This is a genomic window from Pseudomonas sp. 29 (assembly GCF_002754355.1).
In the GTDB taxonomy this organism is placed as follows: domain Bacteria; phylum Pseudomonadota; class Gammaproteobacteria; order Pseudomonadales; family Pseudomonadaceae; genus Aquipseudomonas; species Aquipseudomonas neuropathica.
Window position 1 is genome coordinate 4,163,745 of sequence record NZ_PEEY01000001.1, and the last position, 16,644, is coordinate 4,180,388.

The window sequence follows — 16,644 nt, forward strand, 5'->3', positions numbered from 1 at the left end:
TATGTTTTTCTCCGAATCGTATTACCAAATTCTGCGAGGTTTCACCGGATGAGAATCCTCGGCATCATTTGCCTGCTCCTGACCCTCGGCGGTTGCAGTTCGCTGTTGTTCTACCCTGAACCGGGCCAGATCTTCACCCCGGAAAAAGCCAAGCTCGAATACCGCGCCGTCACCCTGGTCACGGCGGATGGCTTGAAGCTCAACGCATGGTGGCTGCCGGCCAAACCCGGCGTAGAGGTCAAAGGCACCGTCCTGCACCTGCACGGCAATGGCGGCAATCTGCCTATGCATTTGGGCGGGAGCTGGTGGCTGCCAAAAAACGGCTATCAAGTGCTGCTGGTCGACTATCGCGGTTATGGCTTGTCCGAAGGCAAACCGAGCCTGCCGGCGATCTATCAGGACATCGACGCCGCGTTTGCATGGCTGGACAAGGCGCCGGAAGTCAAAGGCAAGCCGCTGATCCTGCTCGGCCAAAGCCTCGGTGGTTCGATGGCGGTGCATTGGCTGGTGCAGCATCCCGAGCGGCAAAAACAGCTGAAAGCGCTGGTGCTCGACGGCGTGCCCGCGAGCTATCGCAGCGTCGGCCAATACGCGCTGAGCACCTCATGGCTGACCTGGCCATTCCAGGTGCCGCTGTCGTGGCTGGTGCCGGACAGCGACAGCGCGATCAACTCGATGCCGCAACTCAACGGCGTGCCGAAACTGATCTTCCACAGCATCGACGATCCACTGGTGCCGCTGTCCAACGGCATCCGTCTGTATCAAGCGGCGCCACCGCCGCGCGTGCTGCAACTGACCCGTGGCGGCCATGTGCAGACCTTCGGCGACCCGGTGTGGCGCCAGGTCATGCTGCGCTACCTCGACGATCCCGAGCACTTCAACGGCCTGCGCCGCCTCGGCGAAATCCCCAATTATCCGACACCCCCGAATTCTGAAGACGAGAGTCCGCAATGACTGAAGAACGTAACGCCATCCCGCTGATCATCACCGGTATCTGCAGCATCCTCGGCACCGTCGGGGCGCTGTGGTACTACGGCTACCTGCATTTCGCCAAACCCGAGGATGCGTTGCTGCTCAACGAATTCACCATGCTCAAGACTGTTCCGGGTGAGGATTACAAGGTTTCGCTGGATCCCGCGCCGCAGGTGGCGCAGTGCATTGATGGGGTGCTGGTGTTGTTCGATACCGAGCAGAAAGGTCTGACCGGTGTGCTGATCAACGCACAGAAAAAAGCCGTGCGCTGTATGGGCGAAGAAACCCCGCAGAAGCTTGAGCAGTGATTCTGCAGGACCAGCCCTCACCCTAACCCTCCCGAAACGTCGGACCGAGGGGACTGACCGAGTTGTCTTTCGCTATCCACCGACCTGAAAGAGAGTGTCGACTATGGATTCCGCAAAGCAACTTCAGGCCGATGCAGTAACTGAACATTCCCCATTCGGCTCCCTCTCCCTCGGGAGAGGGCTGGGGTGAGGGGCCGCAATTTCAGCTGCCACCAAAAAAGCCCCGCCATCTTTGAACGACGGACCTTCTACCGCTAAGGGCCGGCTGTCACCGTGATTTTTCGATTAGCACTCCATGGCGAGCGCTTACCGTCGATGCTTTGCCATGCCGTCATGGAAAAGGTTCCCGGAGGTAAGCTCCAGACACTTCGCACCGACCAGTTGCCATAGGCATCGGCGTCTGTTTCCGCCAGTACCTCGTAAGGGCCGTAGACCTTGGACACACGGATATGTGCGCCCGGAAGAGCTTTGCCGGAGAGCAGAGGGTTTTGACCACTGTCACTACCCTCTAGTGGGGTTTCTATGACTGGCGCGTCGAGCGTATCCATTACCTTGATTGTTCGATTGGCACTCCACGGCGAGCGCTTACCATCAATGCTTTGCCAGGCTGTCATGGAAAAAGGCCCTGAGGGTAAGGTCCAGACACTTCGCGCTGACCATTTGCCATAGGCATCAGCGTCTGTTTCCGCCAGTACCTCGTAAGGGCCGTAAACGCGGGTTACGCGAATATGGGCGCCAGGCAATGCTATGCCTGAAAGCAAAGGGTTGTAACCGGAGTCAGCGTTTTCCACTGGCGTAGAGATAACCGGGGGAGGCACATCCACGATATCAACAACGTTGAATAAACGCTGCTCGGACGACCCCGAGACTCTGTCGCCAAAGTACTGCCGAAGCACAAGTGCATTGGGGCCTGATGGCCTATCGGTAGGAGGGGTTATTGACCACCTGCCTTGTACATCCGCGATAGCTGTTGCGAAGAAAGTCTCCGGGGTTGCGGCTTCTGCTACCTTGATCGTTGCTCCCGGTCGCGCCGTTCCAGTGATCAAAGGTTTCAGCGTTGTTGTAGCGTTCTGCTCGGGTGTCATGACCAGCGGTGGCACGACTGTCGTTGTGCAATACGGGAGGCCTTGTCCATTTATTGCAATTGCGAGCGATGCACCAGCCTTATCCGTCGCACAGACTTTGATTTTGATTTTTGCCGTCGCGTCTTCCAGCGTCCGTCCTGGCTGCAGGGTAGGATCGTCCGTTGTGGCAGTTTCTGGCGTGGCATCCAGTTGCGCGTTGCGCACAGTTCCGTTCAGTGACGAGTATCTGATCCAGACGCCGGTTACGCGATTATCGGAGGCGGAAAAGTCATCGAATGGTGTCGGTTGGCGGTACTCAAGCGTTATCAACTGCGGTTCTGTCGTCCGATTGAGAAAGTACAGTTGAGGTCCCGCCTCTCCGAGAACACTCAGTCGATACAGACCTGTCTTACTGATCACGGCGGCTTGCGAGTCATCTAGCCAGCCGGAAAACCACCGGTTGATTGCCGGATAGAGTGTTCCGCCACCCGATACCGAGTCTCCAGTATCACCATACCCGACTGGGCTGCACTCTTCAGGAGCCTGAACAACGTCGTTACTCACCGGACATTTGGTATAAGTGCCGCCATGTGGGTATCCCAGATTGTGGCCGAATTCGTGCTTCCATACATGCGGTGAGCCCGGCATACCTTTAACCCAAATCCAGTTTCCCGGCACCGTAGCGATTGCGCCCCCGCCACAAGGAACAGCTACAAACAAGAACGCAAAAGCGGCAGGATCAATGTTCTGTGCAAGTGCCGCCTTGCGCCCCGCATCAAGACTGCCTGAGGCACTACAGGTCACAGGTTTCGGGCCGAAATCGGCTTCAATTTGTGTGCCCTCCAGTTTCAGCTTATTGCCTGACGCGGACAGGATATAAGAGCGCAAGGAGTTCCAGTGCGTCGAGAAGGTTTGCTCAGCAATTTTTTTGGTGTCCAGGCCCGGTTCGCCAGACCAGTGCCCGACCACCAGTAATACCTTTTGAACGCCTGTGACCGGACGCTTTTTCACGGGAACGAGCATTTCAGGATCGGTGCTGATGATCATGTCATCCGGATCATGCAATGGCTCATTTTGGGGGGGCGGGTTACTCCAGCTGAACGCAGCATGGAATAGTGTCGACAACAACCCGATAGCGATGATTGATCGTTTCATGGGGGCTTCCTTGTCAGGGGCGGGATGACAAGCAACAGCCTCTTCCGTGAATGGATCTTCGTCTACTGTCACAGTTGACAGTTGACGTCGTTCTCTAAAGGTGAAGAACCCCATGCGTATAGAGCAATAGTTTTTCAAACTTCCAATAAAAAAGCCCCGCCTGACTCAGTCAGGCGGGGCTTTTGCGTTACAGCAGGGCGCTTAGTTCGAGCTGACCGCCGAACGTGGCATCACTGGCTGGTTGTCGTTGGAAATGGTCACTTCCACACGACGGTTCATCGCACGGCCGGAAGCGCTGCCGTTCTCGGCAACCGGGTATTCCTTGCCGTAGCCTTGGGTGACGATGCGCGCTGGATCAACGCCCATTTTCACCAGTGCGGTGCGCACGGAGTTGGCGCGACGCTCGGACAGCGACTGGTTGTGGCTGGCGGTCCCGGTGCTGTCGGTGTAACCCTCGACGATCACTTTGCGATCCGGGTTTTCCTGAAGGAACTGCGCCAGTTTGTTGATGTTGACCAGACCGCTGGACTTCAGGTCAGCACGGTCGGTGGCGAACAGTACGTCACCGAAAGTCACCAGCGTACCGCGATCGGTCTGCTTGGCGTTCAGGCTGTCCTGCAGTTGTTTGATCTGCTGATCGCGAGCATCCAGACGCGCCTGGGCACGTTGGGCGGCGGCGTTCTTCAGGTTATTTTCCGCAGTGCGCAGGGCGATGGTCTGCTTGGCCACTTCCACACGCTGGTTGGTCAGGTAAGCCAGTTGGTCAACCTTGGCCGCGTCTTGCTTGTCCAGGTAGGCCTTGTCGGCCTTGTCCAGGTAATCGCTGGCGTCTTTGGTTTCCAGTGCCGCGACTTTGCTCGCCTGTGGGTTGGCTTGCAGGCCGGCGTAGTTGGTGCGCGCGTTTTCCAGATTCGGGTTAGGCGGAGTCGAGCAGGCAGCCAAGGCAACGCTTGCGGCGAGGAGAGCGGGGATCATCAGTTGCTTACGCATAATTTTCTTCCTTTCTATCGATAAGAGATTCAGCTTTGCGGTCGGGATGCGCGCTTACTGCACGGTGCGCTGACTTTCCTGACGCAGTTCCTGAACACCTTTCTGGGAATCCTTCACAGCCTGTTCGGCTTTAGCGGCCTGAGCCTTGCGTTCGGCGACGCGAGCGTCCCACTCGGCTTGCTCGGACAGGATGCGAGCTTCGTCATACTTCTTGTCGTGCATGGCGATTTCGGCTTGTTTCAGTTTGTCCTGTGCTTGCTTCATCTCAACGGCAGCGAACTCGGTACCGCCAGCGCTGACGGCGCTGTTCACCGCCGACTGGGTCACGGCGTATTGCTCGGTCGGTGGGTTACCGGCGCAACCGGCCAGTACGAAGCTGGTGCCGATGGCCAGAGCCGCCAGTTTCAGACCGCGCAGGTGGGTAAACGAGGTTTGGTTTTTCATGGTCTTCAACTCCATTAGGCATCTCCTGAAAACAACTGAATCCATCCTGGTCGAGGAGCCGAAAGCGTCGTGTGAAAGGCGTTTTTGAAACGCTCGTTCCAGGCGTGGTTACAGGTTCCGACCGGAGGCGTTTTTCAAAAGTTCAGAAAAGATGGCCTATCGCCAAAATAATTTTTGACCGAATGGACAAGGCTCTAGAGCGGGAACTTTGGCGGGATGAAGCGGTACGCGCGGAGTTTTCGGATCCCGAAAACACACTGATTTTGAACTGGAATACGATCTTTGTAGGAGTGAGCCTGCTCGCGATAGCGGTGTATCAGACAACAAAAATGTCGACTGAAAATCCGCCATCGCGAGCAGGCTCACTCCTACAGTTTGATCTGTGGAATGTCAGTGTTTTTGCTTGCCTGCTGCGGCCGAGAGGTCATGCAAATGCCGGCGCGAAAGGGCCAGAAAACGCGGCGTAGGCCCGACGTCTTCATACAGCGGATCACCTTCCTCATCGGTCGCCACCACCGTCGAACCCTTCACATACGGCAGGCTCGCTTCAAACTCTTCAAGCGCCGCGCCGATCAGTTCGCCAAGCAATTCTTCGACATGACGTTTGGGGTACATCTCGGTAATCGCTGCCAGACGCGCCGCAGCTTCAACGTCCAGATGAATCGCGTAGCCAGTGTCGGTCATACGACCTTTGGCGTTTTCTTCCCAATGCTGGGCGAGTTCACGAATTTTCATGATGACCTCATTTCGCACCTGCTCATGGCAGGTCTGGGTGAGTGTCCGCCGGGGCCGGCGGCAAGCCGTTGTGCGGCTTACTGTTGAGACTAGCTTTCGCCCACAAGGTTTAACGTCCCTTGGTCGGATGCTTGTAAGAAGCGGCGTAGAGCGGCACTCTCTAGGTCATGCACTCGTTTCTAAGCCGTCCGGATTACTGCTGGGGAATTGCTGATGACCGATATTGATGCACGCTTGCGCGAAGACGTTCACCTGCTCGGAGAGCTGCTGGGCGACACCATTCGAGATCAGTACGGCGAGGCTTTCCTCGACAAGATCGAGCAGATTCGTAAGGGCGCCAAGGCCGATCGGCGTGGTTCTATGGACGCCGAACTGAGCGCCAGCCTCAATCAATTGAGCGAAGACGAATTGCTCCCCGTGGCGCGCGCGTTCAACCAGTTTCTCAACCTGGCGAACATCGCCGAGCAGTATCAGTTGATTCATCGTCGCGAGGAGTCGCAGCCGGCGCCGTTCGAATCCCGCGTGCTGCCGGAATTGCTCGCACGTTTGCGCAGTGAAGGCCACAGCGCCGAATCGCTGGCGCGGCAACTGGCGCGGCTGGAAATCGAGCTGGTGCTTACTGCGCACCCGACCGAAGTGGCGCGGCGCACGCTGATCCAGAAGTACGACGCGATCGCCGGGCAACTCGCCGCGCAGGATCATCGCGACCTGACCAGCGCCGAACGCGAACAGATTCAAAACACCCTGCAACGGCTGATTGCAGAAGCCTGGCACACCGAAGAAATCCGCCGCACGCGCCCCACGCCAGTCGATGAAGCCAAATGGGGTTTCGCGGTCATCGAGCACTCACTGTGGCAGGCGATTCCCAACCATATGCGCAAGGCCGACAAGGCGTTGTATGAAGCGACCGGCCTGCGTCTGCCATTGGAAGCCGCGCCGATTCGCTTCGCCTCATGGATGGGTGGCGACCGTGATGGCAACCCCAACGTTACCGCTGCGGTGACTCGCGAAGTGTTGCTGCTGGCGCGCTGGATGGCCGCCGATTTGTACCTGCGTGATGTCGATCATTTGGCAGCCGAGCTGTCGATGCAACAGGCCAGCGACGCCCTCAAAGCCAAGGCCGGCGACAGCGCCGAACCGTATCGTGCGGTGCTCAAGCAACTGCGCGAACGCCTGCGCGCCACGCGCAATTGGGCACATGCTGCGCTGACTGCACCGACGCCAGCGCCGACAGACGTGCTGCACAACAACCGCGATCTGCTCGATCCACTGGAGCTGTGCTTCAACTCGCTGCACGAGTGCGGCATGGGCGTGATCGCTGATGGTCCGTTGCTCGACTGCCTGCGTCGGGCGGTGACCTTCGGCTTGTTCCTTGTACGTCTGGATGTGCGCCAGGACTCGTCACGCCATAGCTCGGCGATGACTGAAATCACCGATTACCTCGGCCTCGGTCGCTACGAAGACTGGGACGAAGAGCAGCGCATCACCTTTCTGACCCGCGAATTGAGCAATCGTCGGCCATTGCTGCCAGCGCATTTCAAACCGTCGGCCGACACCGCCGAAGTGCTCAACACCTGCAAGGAAATCGCTGCCGCACCGGGCGCTTCGCTCGGTTCCTACGTGATCTCCATGGCCGGTGCAGCTTCCGATGTGCTCGCCGTGCAACTGCTGCTCAAAGAGTCTGGCGTGCTGCGGCCGATGCGCGTGGTGCCGTTGTTCGAAACCCTTGCCGACCTCGACAACGCCGGGCCAGTGATGGAGCGGCTGTTGCTGCTGCCGGGTTACCGCGCACGGCTGCAAGGTCCGCAGGAAGTGATGATCGGCTATTCCGATTCGGCCAAGGACGCCGGCACCACGGCGGCAGCGTGGGCGCAATATCGCGCGCAGGAACGCTTGGTGGAAATCTGCCGCGAGCAACAAGTCGAACTGCTGCTGTTCCACGGTCGCGGCGGCACCGTGGGCCGTGGCGGTGGTCCGGCGCATGCGGCGATTCTGTCGCAACCGCCGGGCTCGGTGGCCGGGCGTTTCCGCACCACTGAGCAGGGGGAAATGATTCGATTCAAATTCGGCCTGCCGGACATCGCCGAGCAAAACCTCAATCTGTATCTGGCGGCGGTGCTTGAAGCAACGCTGCTGCCTCCGCCGCCGCCGACACCAGAGTGGCGTCACTTGATGGACGAATTGGCCGCCGATGGCGTCAGCGCTTATCGCCAGGTCGTGCGGGAAAATCCGCAATTCGTCGAGTACTTCCGTCAGTCCACGCCAGAGCAGGAGTTGGGTCGCTTGCCACTGGGCAGTCGTCCGGCCAAACGCCGCGCCGGCGGGATCGAAAGTCTGCGGGCGATTCCGTGGATCTTCGGCTGGACACAAACGCGGCTAATGCTGCCGGCGTGGCTGGGGTGGGAGTCGGCGCTGAGCAAGGCGCTGGAGCGCGGTGAGGGCGAGTTGCTCGGGCAGATGCGCGAACAATGGCCGTTCTTCCGTACGCGTATCGACATGCTGGAAATGGTCCTGGCCAAGGCTGATGCGGATATTGCGCTGTCCTACGATCAGCGTCTGGTCGAGCCTGATCTGCTGCCGTTGGGCGCGCAGTTACGCGACCTATTGTCGCAGGCGTGCGCGGTGGTGCTCGGCCTGACTGGCCAGTCGCAACTGCTGGCACATAGCCCTGACACCCTTGAATTCATCCGCCTGCGCAACACCTACCTCGACCCGCTGCATCTATTGCAGGCCGAACTGCTGGCCCGTTCGCGGCAGCAGGATGTCGAGCAGGGCAGCCCGGTGGAACAGGCGTTGCTGGTGTCTGTGGCGGGGATTGCCGCTGGTTTGCGAAATACCGGCTAAGGTTTTTGTCGGGTGCGCGGTAGCCGGACGAAGACTTGGCTGTCGCGTTGCCTGACCGGCGAAAGTGCCGCGAGGCGACAGTTAATGATGGGGTTGCGACTTGGGTTACCGCGTCGCGAGGTCGCGGGGGGCGTCGGTTTCTCCGACTTTTGGCGTCTTGTGTGGGCGCAGCCTGCTGTGTATCTTGATCAACCTTTGGCCGTTTATGCGGCCACGACCCGTATTTTCAGGATTCGTCCCAAGAGGCGAATCCTTTGTTTTGTAAAAGCTTTTTATAAAAAAATTGAGGAGCACATCTAATGCGCGTCATTCTGCTGGGAGCTCCCGGGGCCGGTAAAGGTACTCAGGCTAAGTTCATCACCGAAAAATTCGGCATTCCACAAATTTCCACCGGCGACATGCTGCGTGCAGCGGTCAAGGCCGGTACTCCACTGGGCGTTCAAGCCAAGAGCATCATGGATGCCGGCGGCCTGGTGTCGGATGACCTGATCATCGCACTGGTTCAGGACCGCATCGCTCAGCCAGACTGCGCCAACGGTTTCCTGTTCGACGGCTTCCCGCGCACCATTCCGCAGGCTGAGGCTCTGGTTTCTGCCGGCGTTGAGCTGGATGCAGTGGTTGAAATCGCTGTTGAAGACGAAGAAATCGTTCAACGCATCGCCGGCCGTCGTGTTCACGAAGCCAGCGGCCGCGTTTACCACATCGTCTACAACCCGCCGAAAATCGCAGGCAAAGACGACATCACCGGCGAAGAGCTGGTACAGCGCAAGGACGACACCGAAGAAACCGTGCGTCATCGCCTGTCGGTCTACCATTCGCAGACCAAGCCGCTGGTGGATTTCTACCAGAAGCTGTCGGCTGCCAACGGCAAGCCAAAGTACAGCCACATCGAAGGCGTTGGTTCGGTTGATGCAATCACCACCAAGGTGCTGGCAGCGCTGAGCTGAAAAGTCTGATCGGCTGCATCATCCACGGCCCGCTTGCGGGCCGTAGTTGTTTATACTGACGCCCTTTTTCCCACACCTGTTTTGGAAACATCGATGAGCACCTTGCTGGCCCTGGACACCGCGACTGAAGCTTGCTCCGTTGCCTTGCTGCATGACGGCAAGGTCACGAGCCATTACGAGGTGATCCCGCGCCTGCACGCGCAGAAACTGCTGCCGATGATCCAGCAACTGCTGGCCGACGCTGGCACCACGTTGCAAGCGGTCGATGCGATTGCCTTCGGTCGTGGGCCGGGTGCGTTTACCGGGGTGCGGATTGCCATCGGTGTGGTGCAGGGTCTGGCGTTTGCGCTGGATCGTCCGGTATTGCCGGTTTCCAACCTGGCCGTGCTGGCGCAGCGGGCGTTGCGCGAGCGTGGCGTGAGCCAGGTCGCGGCGGCGATCGATGCGCGGATGGATGAAGTGTATTGGGGCTGCTACCGCGAGACGGCGGGGGAGATGCGTCTGGTCGGCGCCGAGGCGGTGTTGCCGCCGGAAGTCGCGGCGCTGCCGGCCGATGCCAGTGGTGAGTGGTTCGGTGCTGGCACGGGTTGGAGTTATGCCGAGCGCATCGCGGTCAATCTGACCGGTTCCGATGCCGCCATGCTGCCCCACGCCGAAGACTTGCTGACCCTGGCGCGCTTCGCCTGGGAGCGCGGCGAGTCGATCCCGGCTGACGATGCGCAACCGGTTTACCTGCGCGATAAAGTCGCCACCCCGAAAGCCCGCTAACTCGTCACGAACCCTGTGGGAGCGAGCTTGCTCGCGAAGGCTTCTGGTCAGCCAATATCAATGTTGAATGTGCTGAACTCTTCGCGAGCAAGCTCGCTCCCACAGGGAATTAAGTCGCCCGCGAATCCGCCAATCGTCAGTTTCTAATCCCTCGCTTTAAACCTTTTGCGCTTTATGTGTTCTAGTTATCACTCGGCAGTTTGCTAAGTCGGTCAAGTGCCGCTAAATTGCCATCATCGATACCGAGCATGAAATTATGCGTATAGACGGCCTTTCCTCTCAGTCCTACCCCATCAAGCGCAAGCCTCGCAAAGGCCATGTGACTGTGGATGAGTCCGTCGATGACATCGACGGTGAGCTGGAATTTCCGACTGAAGAGCAACTGGCTGCCCGTGCTGCCGCCAAAGCCGCCGCGCAACGCCTGAGCAATCTGCCCGCCCGCCAACAAGACATGATTTACCACCGCGCCATGAGCAAAAGCGTAGCGATGGCCCTCGCCAGCTACCTGAGCACCGCCGGTTTTGTCGATTGGGATGCAGACGTGCTGGGCCTCGATCTGTATATCTGATGGGTCTGCCTTACTACCTCGGTTGTCCGTCCTGGAGCGAAAACGCCTGGCGCGAGTATCTGTACCCGGTAGACGCCAAAACCTCCGATTTCCTCGGTCTCTATTCCCAAGTGTTCAACGCCGTTGAAGGCAACACGACCTTCTACGCCAGCCCGTCGCCCGCCACGGTGCAGCGTTGGGCCGAGGTCATGCCCGAGCACTTCCGCTTCACCGCCAAATTCCCCGGCGACATCAGCCACAGTGGTGACCTGCGCGAGCAACTGACCGCCGCCGAAACATTTCTGCAATTACTCAAACCCCTCGGTGAGCGCGTCTCGCCGATGTGGTTGCAACTGTCGAAAAGCTTCACGCCGCAGCGGCTGCCGGAACTGGCGGCGTTTATTGATGCGCTGGATTGCCCGTTGGCGGTGGAAGTGCGCCATGAACAGTTCTTCGCCAAGGGCGAGAGCGAACGTCTGCTCAATCGCCTGCTGCTGGATCGTGGCGTTGAGCGCATCTGCCTCGACCCGCGTGCGCTGTTCAGTTGCTTGTCGACTGAGTCTTCGGTAATCCACGCGCAATCGAAAAAGCCACGCGTGCCGACGCGCCCGGCGGCGTTCACCCAGTTCCCGCAAGTGCGTTTTATCGGCCATCCGGAACTGGAAGCCAACGACCCGTTCCTAGTGCCGTGGGTGGCGAAAATCGCCGAGTGGATCGAAGAGGGCCGCACGCCGTACATCTTCCTGCACACCGCCGATAACCTGCTGGCGGCGAAGCTGGCGCAACGTTTTCACGCACAACTGATGCAACGTTTGCCTGGCCTGCCAGCGCTGCCTGCGCTATACAGAGAACCCGCCGCGGAGCAACTTGGCCTGCTCTGAAGCGGATTTTTTTCTGCCCAGGAGCCTGCCGATGGATGCCCAAGCCCGTAAAGCCCACGCCTTCAAAGCCCTGCATGAACAATCGGGGGTTTTCGTGATTCCCAATCCATGGGATGCGGGGTCGGCAAAAATGCTCGCCAGTCTCGGCTATCAGGCTTTGGCGACCACCAGTGCCGGTTATGCGTTTTCCCAAGGCAAGGCCGATGGCGCGTTGAGCCTTGATGAGACCTTGGCCAATGTCCGCGCGATTGTCGCTGCCACCGATTTGCCGGTAGCGGTGGATCTGGAAAACGGTTTCGCTGATGACCCGGCTGAATGCGCCAAGAGTCTGCTGCGTGCTGCCGAGGCCGGCGCTGTTGGTGGTTCGATTGAAGACGCCACGGGCCGCGCGGATGCGCCAATCTACTGCTTCGAACACGCTGTGGCGCGCATCGAGGCCGCTGTCGCTGCGGTGCGCACGCTACCTTTTCCCTTCATCCTCACCGCGCGGGCGGAAAACTACCTGCACGGTAATCCCGATCTCAACGACACCATTCGCCGCCTGCAGGCCTTCGCCGAGGCAGGGGCCGACGTGTTGTATGCGCCAGGTTTGCGCAACGCCGAAGAAGTGCTGGCATTGGTGCGTGCGGTGGCGCCGAAACCGGTCAATGTGCTGATGTCCGGCGGTTTGAAACTGACCGTGCAGGAGCTGCAAGAAATGGGCGTGCGGCGCATCAGTACCGGTTCGGCACTGGCGTTGGCGGCGTTCGGCGAATTCTTCCGTGCCGCTGAAGAAATCCAGCAATCCGGCACTTTCGGGTTTACCTCGCAGTCGATGCCGTACGCCAAAGCCAATCAATTCTTCAAAGGCTGAGCATGGGGCGGTGGATCGCACTGACCGTGTTGCTGATCACTGGCGGCGCGTTGATCAGTGTGTGGCGCGGTTGGCTGGACGTGCCGGCGTCATGGAATCCATGGGCGCCACTGGATGTAAAAGCCGCGCCCAACTGGCTGACCGGCTACAAGCTGATGCGTTTGCGCAGTGATCCTGAACTCTGTGCCCAGGCGTTGAACAGCTCTGATCTGCGGGTCACGCGGCAAGCCGACAGTCCCGACGCCAAGTGCCCGCTGATCGGTGCCTTGCGCGTACAGGGCGGTGAGGTGGCGTTGAGCAGCAGTTTCCTCGCCAGTTGTCCGCTGGCGGTGGCCTACGCGATGTTTGAACAGCACACGCTGCGACCTGTTGCACAATCCGTTTACGGGCAAAAGGTCGCGCGGATTGATCACCTCGGCAGCTTCGCCTGTCGCAATGTCTACAATCGCGAAAGCGGCGCGCTCAGCCGCCACGCCAGTGCCGATGCGCTGGATATTGCCGGGTTTCGTCTCGCCGACGGCCGCAGCATCAGTGTGCTCAAGGACTGGCCGAAGCAAAATCAAGACGCACAATTTCTGCGTCAGGTGCGCGATGGCGCCTGCGAGGCGTTCAGTGTGGTTTTGGGTCCGGATTACAACACCGCCCACCGCAATCACTTTCATGTCGATGTCGGACGCTGGAGCGTGTGTCGCTGAGGCTTAGGCGGCGAGGCGCAGGTTCTGCAGAACGATCGGGCGCGCCCAACCGTTATCAAAATCCAGTGCTTTCTGTTGCTCGACGATTTCTTCCGGCGGGAACGGCGGGTAAGGCTTCTGCAGCAGATCCAGATCGAACTCGGCAATCGGCAGGTACAGCGGCTTCTTCTGCGGGGCCGGGCCAGGCTCTGGAACGGGCTGACCATTGTTGATCACCACCGGGCGAACCCAACTGCTGTCGAAATCCTGCTGCGCCTGCTGAGCTTGCAGTTCTTCTGGCGGGAATGGCGGGAACGGCTTGTCCAGCAGTTCCATTTCGAATTCGGCGATTGGCAGGAACAGCGGCTCTGGCGGACGCACTTCGGTTTCCACCACATCGCACTCGCGCTGGCTGACGATGTGCGCGTGCAGCTCGCTGCCGATGGTCGGTTCTTCCGGGCTGCTCAGGTCAACCGGCGGAAATGTACCGCAGGCAGGCACCACTTCACTCGTCTGTTCGGCCATCGCTTGGGCGAAGAAATCCTGCCACAGGTGACTGACGCCGCTCAGTGCTTGAGTGTTGTGACGGCTAAAGTCGCCATGGGGCGAGATGTAGCCAATCGATGTGGGAAGAATGCCTGACATTTTTTTCGGTTGACGCTCAGCTCTGGCAAAATGCGCGTTGAATGAATTATCGGCGGTATTTGCCGATCCTTGAATTTTTGAGCGTGTTTTCCATGATCGAGCAACCCGCGGCCTGCCGCATCCATGTCCAGGCCCTCGGCCCGACGTTTGAAGCGCAAGCCGAGCAGTGGGCCGAACGCCTTGGTCTGCCGCGTGACGTGCCGGACGGCGAGTTCGCCTTGCAGGTCGGCGAGCAGGGTTTGCAGTTGCAACAGCTCGGCCCGGACGCACCGGGGCCGGTGCGGGTCGACTTTGTTGAGGGCGGCGCTGCGCATCGTCGGCTATACGGCGGCGGCAGCGGGCAGATGATCGCCAAGGCTGTCGGCATCGCTCAGGGCGTGCGCCCGCGGGTGCTGGATGCCACGGCGGGATTGGGCAAGGATGCGTTCGTGCTGGCCAGCCTCGGTTGCGAGATGAGCCTGATCGAACGCCAGCCGCTGATCGGCGCCTTGCTGGAGGATGGTCTGGCGCGCGCGGCGGAAGATTTCGACGTGGCGCCGATTGTGGCGCGGATGAAATTGCTCAAGGGCAACTCCATCGAGGTCATGCAGAACTGGGAGGGTGAGGCGCCGCAGGTGATCTACCTCGACCCGATGTTTCCGCACCGTGAGAAGACCGCGCTGGTGAAAAAGGAAATGCGTCTGTTCCGGCCGTTGGTGGGCGATGATCCGGATGCCCCGGCGTTGCTCGAAGCCGCGTTGGCGCTGGCGACGCACCGGGTGGTGGTCAAGCGACCGCGCAAGGCGCCGTGCATTGCGGGGCCGAAGCCGAGTCATGCGCTGGATGGCAAGTCCAGTCGATACGATATCTACCCGAAGAAAGCGCTCAAGCCTTAAACCGAGTTGCCCCCATTCGCGAGCAAGCTCGCTCCCACATTTGAAATGCATTCCAATGTGGGAGCGAGCTTGCTCGCGAAGGCGTCCCCTCAGACACCTTAAAAGTCAGGGCCTGTAAGCACGCATAAACAACCCCACCACTTCCTGAATATGGCTCTCCGAAGCCTCTTCGCTCAACGGCTCACCACAGCCATACAACAAACGAAAATTCCCCGCGCCCTTGATCAGGCAGAAGAAATGCTCAGCAGCATTGCGCGGCAGATCGATGCTCAGCGCGCCGGTCTCGTGGATGCGCGTCAACAGCCGTTCCATGCCCTGCACCATGCGTTGCGGACCCGCCTCGAAGAAGATCAGCGACAGCTTCGGATCCTGACTGCCGAGCGCCATGATCAAACGGTGCAGATTCACCGATTCATCGCTGTTGATCAGGTGATGAAAGCCTCGCGCAATGTTCAGCAACACATTTTCGACGGCGATGCCTTCGGGCAATTCGAAGAACAGCGGCGGTAATTGCTCCTCGCATTTGGCCACCACGGCGGCGGAGAACAGCGTCTCCTTGTCGTTGAAATGGCTGTAGACCGTCAACTTCGACACGCCGGCCTCGCTGGCGACCGCGTCCATGCTGGTGTTGGCGTAGCCATGACTCAGAAACAGAATTTTCGCCGCGTCGAGGATCGCCTGGCGCTTGGCCAGATCCTTGGGGCGGCCCGGGCCGTTTGGAGCTGAAAGATTGTTCGACATTCTTCGCTTTTAATACTGGACTGGTGAGTTTGCTATTAATAACATACCCGCCAGTATAATTATTCCAAGCACCATTAGCGAAAGGTCCGTCACCATGTTCCGCCATGCGTTGTCCCTCGCGTTGCCAGTGAGTCTGGCGTTCCTTTTGTCAGCATGCGGTCAGGAAGAGGCGACGCAAGTCGCCGTGCGACCAGCCATGGTGGTGCAGCCAGAGCCTTCGGCGCAGGCAATGGAAAGTTATCCGGGCGAGGTGCGCGCCCGCTACGAACCGGATCTGGCATTCCGCATTGGCGGCAAAGTCAGCCGACGACTGGTCGATGAAGGTCAGCGCGTGAAGGCTGATCAGCCACTCGCCGAACTCGATCCGCAGGACGTGCGCCTGCAACTGGAAGCCACCCGCGCCCAGGTGGCTGCCGCCGAAGCCAATCTCAATCTGGTCCGCGCCGAACGTGATCGCTACAAGACCCTGATGGATCGGCAGATGGTCAGCCGCTCGGCCTACGACAATGCCGAAAACCTTTACCGCTCCGGTGAAGCCCGCCTTAAACAGATCAAAGCCGAATTCAACGTGTCGACCAATCAGGCCAGTTACGCGGTGCTGCGTGCGCCGCAGGATGGCGTGGTGGCTAAACGCTCGGTGGAAGTCGGCCAAGTGGTTGCCGCCGGACAGACTGTTTTCACTCTTGCCACTGATGGCGAGCGCGAAGTACTGATCAGCCTGCCGGAGCAGAGCTTCGGGCGCTTCAAGGTTGGCCAGCCTGTGACCGTCGAACTGTGGACACAGCAGAACCAGCGCTTCGCCGGGCAAATCCGCGAACTGTCGCCCGCCGCCGATCCACGCTCGCGCACTTTCGCTGCGCGCATCTCCTTTACCAGCGGCAAAGTTCCGGCTGAACTGGGCCAGAGCGCCCGGGTGTTTGTGCAATCGGCCGATAGCGTTTCCCTCTCGGTGCCGCTCTCGGCACTCACCGCCGAAAACGGCGCAACCTACGTCTGGGTCGTCAGCGCCAACAACACCTTGAAGAAAACCCCGGTGCGCATCGGCCCGTTCGGCGAGAAAACCGTGCCGGTACTCGAAGGACTGAACGCCAGTGACTGGGTGGTGGCTGCTGGCGTGCATGTGTTGCTCGAAGGGCAGCAGGTGCGTCCGGTGGATCGCTCCAATCGCGTGGTCAATCTGGCGAACAAGGAGTAAGCCCCG

At 59.5% G+C, this 16,644-nt stretch carries 17 protein-coding genes; 11 read left to right on the forward strand and 6 right to left on the reverse strand.

Annotated features, from left to right (window positions below):
- Nucleotides 1-48: 48 nt before the first annotated feature.
- Both CLU80_RS19195 and CLU80_RS19200 read left to right on the forward strand, forming a co-directional pair.
- Entirely contained in the window at nt 49-954 is a 906-nt protein-coding gene (locus CLU80_RS19195) for an alpha/beta hydrolase (RefSeq protein WP_099758106.1), read from the forward strand.
- Complete coding sequence (locus tag CLU80_RS19200) at nt 951-1,280, forward strand: PA3694 family proteiin (RefSeq protein ID WP_034154859.1); 330 nt, start codon at nt 951-953, stop codon at nt 1,278-1,280. Before CLU80_RS19195 ends, CLU80_RS19200 begins: the two co-directional genes overlap by 4 nt.
- Before the next feature lie 254 nt (nt 1,281-1,534).
- Here the strand turns inward: CLU80_RS19200 and CLU80_RS19205 are convergent, their stop codons facing one another.
- From CLU80_RS19205 to CLU80_RS19225, 4 genes are all read right to left on the reverse strand, one after another.
- Nucleotides 1,535-3,499: a hypothetical protein gene (locus CLU80_RS19205; RefSeq protein ID WP_099758107.1), complete on the reverse strand. Its 1,965-nt coding sequence runs from the start codon at nt 3,497-3,499 to the stop codon at nt 1,535-1,537.
- A gap of 201 nt (nt 3,500-3,700) precedes the next feature.
- A complete protein-coding gene (gene lptF, locus CLU80_RS19210) occupies nt 3,701-4,489 on the reverse strand; it encodes a lipotoxin F family OmpA-related lipoprotein LptF (protein ID WP_007908901.1) in 789 nt (262 codons plus the stop codon).
- Between the two features lie 54 nt (nt 4,490-4,543).
- Nucleotides 4,544-4,948, reverse strand: a complete 405-nt coding sequence (locus CLU80_RS19215; RefSeq protein WP_093436697.1) for a DUF4398 domain-containing protein — start codon at nt 4,946-4,948, stop codon at nt 4,544-4,546.
- Nucleotides 4,949-5,323: 375 nt separating this feature from the next.
- Nucleotides 5,324-5,668: a pilin assembly protein gene (locus tag CLU80_RS19225; RefSeq protein WP_099758109.1), complete on the reverse strand. Its 345-nt coding sequence runs from the start codon at nt 5,666-5,668 to the stop codon at nt 5,324-5,326.
- A 213-nt stretch (nt 5,669-5,881) separates the two neighbouring features.
- On the opposite strand from CLU80_RS19225, the gene ppc reads away from it, so the two are divergent.
- The 7 genes from ppc (at nt 5,882) to CLU80_RS19265 (ending at nt 13,203) form a co-directional block, all read left to right on the forward strand.
- Nucleotides 5,882-8,512: a phosphoenolpyruvate carboxylase gene (gene ppc / locus CLU80_RS19230; RefSeq protein WP_099758110.1), complete on the forward strand. Its 2,631-nt coding sequence runs from the start codon at nt 5,882-5,884 to the stop codon at nt 8,510-8,512.
- A 299-nt stretch (nt 8,513-8,811) separates the two neighbouring features.
- Nucleotides 8,812-9,459 (forward strand): adenylate kinase, encoded by a 648-nt coding sequence (adk, locus tag CLU80_RS19240; protein ID WP_093436683.1) that lies wholly within the window; start codon nt 8,812-8,814, stop codon nt 9,457-9,459.
- A gap of 93 nt (nt 9,460-9,552) precedes the next feature.
- The gene (tsaB, locus tag CLU80_RS19245) at nt 9,553-10,227 is read left to right on the forward strand and encodes a tRNA (adenosine(37)-N6)-threonylcarbamoyltransferase complex dimerization subunit type 1 TsaB (RefSeq protein ID WP_099758111.1); all 675 of its coding nucleotides are present in this window, start codon (nt 9,553-9,555) and stop codon (nt 10,225-10,227) included.
- Nucleotides 10,228-10,483: 256 nt separating this feature from the next.
- Nucleotides 10,484-10,795 carry a hypothetical protein gene (locus CLU80_RS19250; protein WP_093436677.1) on the forward strand — a complete coding sequence of 104 codons (312 nt, stop codon included), beginning with the start codon at nt 10,484-10,486 and terminating at the stop codon, nt 10,793-10,795.
- The gene (locus CLU80_RS19255) at nt 10,795-11,655 is read left to right on the forward strand and encodes a DUF72 domain-containing protein (RefSeq protein WP_093436674.1); all 861 of its coding nucleotides are present in this window, start codon (nt 10,795-10,797) and stop codon (nt 11,653-11,655) included. Before CLU80_RS19250 ends, CLU80_RS19255 begins: the two co-directional genes overlap by 1 nt.
- A gap of 31 nt (nt 11,656-11,686) precedes the next feature.
- Nucleotides 11,687-12,508 carry an isocitrate lyase/PEP mutase family protein gene (locus CLU80_RS19260; RefSeq protein WP_099758112.1) on the forward strand — a complete coding sequence of 274 codons (822 nt, stop codon included), beginning with the start codon at nt 11,687-11,689 and terminating at the stop codon, nt 12,506-12,508.
- Between the two features lie 2 nt (nt 12,509-12,510).
- Entirely contained in the window at nt 12,511-13,203 is a 693-nt protein-coding gene (locus CLU80_RS19265; protein WP_099758113.1) for an extensin-like domain-containing protein, read from the forward strand.
- A 3-nt stretch (nt 13,204-13,206) separates the two neighbouring features.
- On the opposite strand, the gene CLU80_RS19270 is transcribed toward CLU80_RS19265, so the two are convergent.
- Nucleotides 13,207-13,827: an energy transducer TonB gene (locus tag CLU80_RS19270; RefSeq protein WP_093436665.1), complete on the reverse strand. Its 621-nt coding sequence runs from the start codon at nt 13,825-13,827 to the stop codon at nt 13,207-13,209.
- A gap of 92 nt (nt 13,828-13,919) precedes the next feature.
- Between CLU80_RS19270 and CLU80_RS19275 the strand changes: the two genes are divergently transcribed.
- Nucleotides 13,920-14,702, forward strand: a complete 783-nt coding sequence (locus CLU80_RS19275; protein WP_099759391.1) for a class I SAM-dependent methyltransferase — start codon at nt 13,920-13,922, stop codon at nt 14,700-14,702.
- A gap of 105 nt (nt 14,703-14,807) precedes the next feature.
- On the opposite strand, the gene CLU80_RS19280 is transcribed toward CLU80_RS19275, so the two are convergent.
- The gene (locus CLU80_RS19280) at nt 14,808-15,443 is read right to left on the reverse strand and encodes a TetR/AcrR family transcriptional regulator (RefSeq protein WP_099758114.1); all 636 of its coding nucleotides are present in this window, start codon (nt 15,441-15,443) and stop codon (nt 14,808-14,810) included.
- Nucleotides 15,444-15,537: 94 nt separating this feature from the next.
- Between CLU80_RS19280 and CLU80_RS19285 the strand changes: the two genes are divergently transcribed.
- Nucleotides 15,538-16,638, forward strand: a complete 1,101-nt coding sequence (locus tag CLU80_RS19285; protein ID WP_099758115.1) for an efflux RND transporter periplasmic adaptor subunit — start codon at nt 15,538-15,540, stop codon at nt 16,636-16,638.
- The last annotated feature ends 6 nt before the right edge of the window (nt 16,639-16,644 follow it).